This window comes from Haemophilus parahaemolyticus, from assembly GCF_018373095.1.
Classification (GTDB): Bacteria; Pseudomonadota; Gammaproteobacteria; order Enterobacterales; family Pasteurellaceae; genus Haemophilus_A; species Haemophilus_A parahaemolyticus_A.
Genome location: NZ_JAHAHT010000089.1, coordinates 1 through 7,278, shown reverse-complemented (window position 1 = coordinate 7,278; position 7,278 = coordinate 1). Strand labels below are relative to the sequence as shown.

Sequence of the window (7,278 nt, the reverse complement as noted above, 5' to 3'; positions counted from 1 at the left end):
TAAAGTTACTTTACCCACTTTATCTTTGTTCGGTTTACCAGAACCAGATTTGATACCTGCAGCTTTTTTCAATAATACTGCTGCTGGTGGAGTTTTAGTGACGAAAGTGAATGAACGGTCAGCGTAAACAGTGATAACAACAGGAATTGGTAAACCTTTTTCTAAGCTCTCAGTACGAGCGTTGAATGCTTTACAGAATTCCATGATATTTACACCTTGTTGACCTAATGCTGGACCAACTGGTGGTGATGGGTTAGCCATACCCGCTGCAACTTGCAACTTAACGTATGCTTGGACTTTTTTTGCCATTTTTAAGTTTCCTCTAAGTGGGTGATAACGCAAGTTTAACTTGCTCCCCTATAATAAAAAGCACGATGTGCTACACAAAAATACGAGCCACGCTATAAATAATGTGGCTCGTAATGGGCGTGGATTCTACAAAAATCGTGATCGTTTTTCAAGCATTTTTCACTTTTGCAAAAAATCTATAAAATTCAACCGCTAAATTCTTAGAACCAGTAACCTACGTTAAAAGTTACCCCTCTACTACCTTTTGCATTAATATAGTTCACACCTGCACGAAATACCGATAGTTTCTCCTCTTGATTTTTATGCAATCCTAATGTTATACCGAATTCCTGCATATTACTCATAAATGGTTTATCACTACCAACATAACGCGTATCAACAAAAGAATATTCTATTGCTAATTTTGTATTAGCTAATTCGATTGGTTGAGAGAGCATCAAACCATTACGAAACATCGTTTGATTAATATTAGGGTTAAATGAATAATCACCTACTTTAAATTTCCCTGTTTTATAATAACCAACCATATTACCCATAGATACGCTCCACGATCCCACAGGAATTTGATAAATACTCATTAAACTACCACTGTATACTGCTGCAACTGTTGCTCGATTAACAGAGCCAGTTAAAGCATAACGAACCCCTGGTGTTAAAGTCCATTTACTTGTTACAGGAAAGCGATGTGCTACACCAAAGCCCGCATGGTATCCTTTAGCTTTACTGACTTGGTACATGGTTAAAGGTAAAGTAAAAATCAGTTGTGAACGATCATCTTTTGTACTTGTGCCAATAGAATAAGATAAAGGTAATGTAGTGGTTCTAATACGTTCTCCTGTATCTGCAACTTTATATGCTCCACCGGTTAACATTGTACCTAAAATATTGATTGTTCCTGTACTATTACCATCGCTTGCCGTAGATGTACCGCTTGCTGTGGAAGTAGTAGAAATATTGCTTACACCTTCTATACCCGTTGCATAATCTACAGCTGCTAAAGAGGTCATCAAACCACCAGAACCTGTAATTGGGCTAGCTGCTGAGTTTTTAGATTGATGTTGCATGATTTTAGTTGAAACATCACTTTTTTTAAACCAATCTTCTAATTGATCTTCCGTTTCATTACGCGTATTACCTTTGAAAACCTTATGCTCGTTAATATCATCAGAATCAAATGTTAATTCAGTTGAATTCTCATCATATTTGATATTGAAATTCACACCATTAAAACGTCCAACACCAAAGGCAGATGATGTTTCTGTATAAGTCGTATTAGATTTTTTTAAATCCTTGGCTGCATCAAGAACGTCTTGTGCGGTTGATGCACAAACAGTATTACCAATCGTTCCATTTACATCCACACGGAAACCATAGCTACCACTACATGCCAAGTTGCTGGCAAATGCACTACCATTTGTTAAAGCAACTACTGCAGGTATAACTAATACTCTCACTTTCATTTTAAGACCTCACGTTTATAGTAAATACACAAAAATCTGCTTCTTGCTAATTTAGCACATCCATGATATTAGATACTCTCTTCTAGCATTCTAGTATTAAATGGCTAATTTTTCAACACTAACAAGCGGTCTTTTTTCTAGACTTTTTTACGCAAATGATCGCCATCGGTGTTGTGTAATTTTAAGACTGTCCACACTAGCAAAATGGCAAAAATAGTTGAGGTTAAAAAGGTGGAACTAAAGGCTTGTTGCAGGCCTTCTCCTTCGTTGCCGAAGTATTGGCGGTACATCGTCAGAATAATAGAGGAAACGGCAATGCCGAAGCCAATCCCAAGTTGTTGCACGATGCTTAACATGGTTGAACCTGCACCTGCTTGTTCTGGCGAGAGATCACCCACAGCAAGGGTGTTAACGGCAGTGAAAATCATCGACATACAAGCCCCATACCACATCAAGTTGAGCACCACCCAAACCAATGAGGTTTGTTGTTCAATCCACGCCATTGAAATCACTGAACCTGCCATTAAAATAGACGAGAGTAAAAGCGTGGTTTTATAGCCTAATCGGTTCAAAATTCGTCCAATCAGAGTTTTAAAAATTACGGACATCAATGCAATCGGTGCAAGTAACCAACCCGACATTTCTGCACTATAACCAAATGAAAGTTGGAACATGAGTGGTAGTAAAAATGGCACGCCTGAGCTAGAAAGGCGGATAAAAGTGTTAGCAATAATGCCGAGATTGAAGGTTCGTGTACGAAACAGCGAGAGTGGCAAAATTGCTTTTTCGTTGTTGTGAGCGTAGAAGCCGTAGCCAAGCAACAAAATGATTCCGATTGCAAGGGAGCTATAAGTGAGCATTTTATTGTGTTCGCTTTCACCCAATAAATCTAACCCAAGCGTTAAGCCGACTAAACTGAGTGAAAAGAGCAAAAATCCTGTCCAATCAAGTTTGCTTGCTTCGCCTTTAGTGTTGCTCATAACTTGCCCAGAAGCGATGATACCCAGTAAACCAATAGGAATATTGATTAAAAAGATCCAGTGCCAGCTGGCATTCATCACCAGCCAGCCACCAAGAATAGGGCCTAAAATCGGACCAACCAATCCCGCGGTTGCCATTAAATTCCACGCATTGAGTAACTGTTGTTTTGGGACAACTTGAATGATAGCAAGGCGAGCAACGGGCATCATAAAAGCACCGCCAATGCCTTGTACCACGCGAGCAAGCACAAGGGCGTTAAGGTTCGGAGCAACTGCACAGCCAATGGAGCCCAATACAAAGGTCGCCACTGCACTGCGGAAAACAATCAGCGTGCCAAATTTCGCCGCCACCCAAGCGGTAAGCGGTATAAAAAGAGCGACTGAAAGCGAATAGGCGATAATTGCCATCTGCATTTCAAATGCTGGTTCATGCAAATCTGATGCAATGCTAGGCAGGGCGGTGTTGAGAATAGTGGCATCAAGGCTTTGCATAAAAAGAGCCATTGCAGCCACCCAAGCGAGACCTTTGTAGTTTTGGGAACGAGGTTGAGATTGGGGCATTTGCGATCCTTAATTTATTATGAGCTCCGCTAATCCCTACTGCTACAAACGCTTGCGTTTAAACGTTGCTTTAGTAACGGCACAAAGTGTGAGCACAGCGAGTAAATCTCCCCTACCCCTTCTTGCTAAAGAGGGGTAGGGAAGATTTGGCAGAAGTTAAAACGAAGAAATTAGTTTGTAAATTATACTATGTAAAAATATACAAAACCTTGATATAACCCAAAATTCTATTCCGTTCCATTTGCTTATAAACCTGAGCAATTTACTCTACCTTTAATTGTGCTATGATGTGGACAATAATTTTCCTATTAAAAGGCCACACAATGAAATTACAGCAATGGATTAAGCAAAATCAGTTGGGACTACTGTTTCAGCAAGGCAATTTTGGCTTGGAAAAAGAGAGCCAACGTATTGATGAAAACGGCAATATTGTCACTACACCACACCCTGCGGTGTTCGGTAATCGTGCCTACCACCCTTATATTCAAACCGATTTTGCAGAAAGTCAGCTAGAACTGATAACCCCACCAAATAATAAGCTTGAAGATAGCCTACGTTGGCTTTCTGCGATTCACGAAGTTGTTTTACGTTCTTTGCCTGAAAATGAATTCATTTTTCCGCTTAGTATGCCAGCAGGCTTGCCACCTGAAAGTGCGATTCAAGAAGCCCAGCTTGATAATGTAGAAGACGTAAAATATCGTGAACATCTCTCGCAAAATTATGGCAAATATAAGCAGATGGTAAGCGGCATTCATTACAACTTCCAGCTTTCGCCTGAATTTGTGAAAGCAGTGTTCAGCTTACAAAATGAGTATACGGCACTCAAAGATTTCCAAAACGCCTTATATATGAAATTAGCGAACAATTTCCTGCGTTATCAATGGATTTTGGTTTATCTGCTTGCGGCAACGCCAATGGTGGAAGCCAATTATTTTTCGCGAAATGGTGTTGAAAATTCACCGCTTGCAGAAGGGCAACTGGTGCGGAGTTTACGCTCTAGCCCTTACGGTTATGTCAATTCGCCTGATGTGGTAGTGAACCACGACAGTCTTGAAAGCTATGTGGAAACGCTAGAAGAACAAGTGAAAGCAGGTCGTTTGATTGCAGAAAAAGAGTTCTATTCCAACGTGCGTTTACGTGGGGCGAAAAAGGCACGTGAATTACTGGAAAAAGGCGTGCAATATGCCGAATTCCGCCTATTTGACTTAAACCCGTTTGAGCCGTATGGAATTAGTTTAAGCGATGCAAAATTTATTCACAGTTTCTTGCTCGGAATGCTCTGGCTAGATGAAACAGGTGGTCAAAAAGAGGTAGAACTTGGCAAACAACGTTTGTATCAAGTTGCCCTTGAAGATCCGCGTAAGCCAACGGTGTTCCAAACAGAAGGTGAGGCGGTATTACACCAAATTATTGAGATGCTGAAAACCATCAATGCGGACGAAAGTGTGATAAAAGCTACGGAAGAAAAATTGGCAAAGCTTACCGACCCAAACCAAACAGTAAACGGTAAATTGCTGAAGGCGATTGAGCAAGCAGGCAGTTACAAAGCATTGGGTGCAAAACTTGCACAACAATACAAAGCCCAAGCTTTCGAGCGTTTTTATGCTCTCTCAGCATTCGATAATATGGAGCTTTCTACCCAAGCGTTGTTATTCGATTTGATTCAACAAGGCATCAGCACCGAAATTCTGGATGAAAACGATCAGTTTCTTGCCCTTAAATTTGGCGATCATCTCGAATATGTCAAAAACGGTAATATGACCAGCCACGACCAATACATTTCACCACTGATTATGGAAAATAAAGTAGTGACTAAAAAAGTATTAGCGAAAGCAGGTTTTAATGTGCCGAAAAGCATTGAGTTTACCAATGTGGAACAAGCTGTAGCACACTATCCGCTCTTTGAAGGTAGAGCGGTGGTCATCAAGCCGAAATCGACCAATTACGGCTTAGGCATCACGATTTTCCAACAAGGCGTAGGCAACCGTGAAGACTTCACTAAGGCGATTGAAATCGCTTTCCGCGAAGACAAAGAGGTGATGGTGGAAGATTATTTGGTTGGCACAGAATATCGTTTCTTCGTGCTAGGCGATGAAACTTTGGCGGTATTGCTCCGTGTGCCTGCCAACGTGGTGGGCGACGGGGTAAAAACTGTGCGTGAATTGGTCACTGAAAAAAATACCGACCCATTGCGTGGCGATGGATCTCGTTCGCCACTGAAAAAAATTGCTTTGGGAGAAATTGAATTGTTGCAGCTTAAAGAGCAAGGCTTAACGCCAGATAGCGTGCCTGCAAGCGGTCAAATTGTGCAACTACGTGCCAATTCTAACATCAGCACGGGTGGCGACTCCATTGATATGACCGACCAAATGCACGACAGCTATAAACAACTTGCTGTCGGCATCGCCCACGCGATGGGTGCGAAAGTGTGCGGGGTGGATTTGATTATTCCTGATTTAACGAAACCTGCCGAGCCATCGCTTAGCTCCTGGGGCGTGATTGAAGCAAACTTCAACCCAATGATGATGATGCATATCTTCCCATACCAAGGCAAATCAAGACGATTGACCAAAAATGTAATGAAGATGTTGTTTCCTGAGGTGAAGTAATGGTAACGTCTTAATAAATTAAAACGCTTAATGTTATGTAATCTGACCCAAAAAGTTAGACTTATTTAGTTTAAGGGCTAGATTATCCGCTTTTAGGCTTAGATGGCATATTTCATTTCTTACCTAGGACAGCTAACCCATTTATTCCACCATGATTAAATTGGTTAATCCAATGTCGCAATGTTCTACTGGCAGGTTGGAAGTGTTTACGAGTAAGTGAACGCTTTTTACCATTTTGAAGATAAAATTCAATGACTCGTTACTTGAAAAGAAAATTGTATTTGGTCATAAAAAATCTGCACCTTAGTTAGTCCAACTTTTAGGGTGCAGATCATTTAACATAAGGCGTTTAATTAAAAAAATTTAACTATGTTAGATAAACTATTACGCTTTCGCTTTTTCAGCTGCTTTTACAATAACCGCAAATGCAGGTGCTTTTAATGAAGCACCACCAACTAATGCACCGTCAATATCTGGTTGAGTGAATAACTCAGCTGCGTTCGCATCATTTACAGAACCACCGTATTGAATGATTACTTGTTCTGCAACTGCTTGAGATTTCTCTGCAATATGACTACGAATAAATGCGTGAACTGCTTGTGCTTGTGCTGGAGTTGCAGATTTACCTGTGCCGATTGCCCAAATTGGCTCGTAAGCAATTACAGCACCATTAAATGCTTCTACACCTAACACATTGATTACAGCATCAATTTGACGTGCACAAACTACTTCAGTTTGACCTGCTTCATTTTCAAATTCAGTTTCACCAATACATAACACAGGCACTAAACCTGCTGCTTTTAATACACCAAATTTTTTCGCGATAAACTCATCACTTTCAGCGTGGTAAGTTCGACGCTCTGAGTGACCGATAATGATATATTTTGCACCGAAATCTTTTAACATTTCAGTTGAAATATCACCAGTGAATGCACCTTGTATGTTTACATCAACATTTTGTGCACCTAATGCAATCACCGTTTGACCTGCTAATGCCTCCTCAACTTCTGAAAGATACATTACAGGCGGCGCGATTGCTACATCACAACCTTTCACCTCTGCTAATTCTACTTTTAAACCCGCAACTAATTCTTTTGTGAATGCTTTGCTACCGTTTAATTTCCAGTTACCCATAACAAGTGGACGACGCGCCATTTTTATTCTCCTATTAAATTAGAAATACAAACATAGAAAGTGTACCAAATTTTGTATATTCTTGCATAAGAATATTCCATTTATCTAGAGAAAAGCTATAAGTAATAAAAAGCAAAAACCCCGCACCTTACGATACGGGGTTATTCGCTTTCGCTGTAATTCAATCTGGCGATGCCCTACTCTCACATGGGGAAACCCCACACT

At 40.5% G+C, this 7,278-nt stretch carries 5 protein-coding genes and 1 pseudogene; 1 reads left to right on the top strand and 5 read right to left on the bottom strand.

What is annotated here, in order from left to right:
* The 3 genes from rplK to KH943_RS08225 all read right to left on the bottom strand — a co-directional run.
* A partial coding sequence (gene rplK, locus KH943_RS08235) for a 50S ribosomal protein L11 (RefSeq protein WP_304109889.1) occupies window positions 1–309 on the bottom strand: 309 nt, incomplete at its 3' end.
* 200 nt (window positions 310–509) lie between these two features.
* The gene (locus KH943_RS08230) at window positions 510–1,769 is read right to left on the bottom strand and encodes a hypothetical protein (RefSeq protein WP_304109887.1); all 1,260 of its coding nucleotides are present in this window, start codon (window positions 1,767–1,769) and stop codon (window positions 510–512) included.
* 137 nt (window positions 1,770–1,906) lie between these two features.
* Window positions 1,907–3,310: an MDR family MFS transporter gene (locus KH943_RS08225; RefSeq protein WP_304109885.1), complete on the bottom strand. Its 1,404-nt coding sequence runs from the start codon at window positions 3,308–3,310 to the stop codon at window positions 1,907–1,909.
* 323 nt (window positions 3,311–3,633) lie between these two features.
* Between KH943_RS08225 and gshAB the strand changes: the two genes are divergently transcribed.
* Entirely contained in the window at window positions 3,634–5,919 is a 2,286-nt protein-coding gene (gene gshAB, locus KH943_RS08220) for a bifunctional glutamate--cysteine ligase GshA/glutathione synthetase GshB (RefSeq protein WP_304109883.1), read from the top strand.
* A 115-nt stretch (window positions 5,920–6,034) separates the two neighbouring features.
* On the opposite strand, the pseudogene KH943_RS08215 reads toward gshAB, so the two are convergent.
* Both KH943_RS08215 and tpiA read right to left on the bottom strand, forming a co-directional pair.
* Window positions 6,035–6,172: pseudogene (locus KH943_RS08215) on the bottom strand (helix-turn-helix domain-containing protein); the annotation flags it as partial.
* 131 nt (window positions 6,173–6,303) lie between these two features.
* A complete protein-coding gene (tpiA, locus tag KH943_RS08210; protein ID WP_304109882.1) occupies window positions 6,304–7,074 on the bottom strand; it encodes a triose-phosphate isomerase in 771 nt (256 codons plus the stop codon).
* Between the last annotated feature and the right edge of the window lie 204 nt (window positions 7,075–7,278).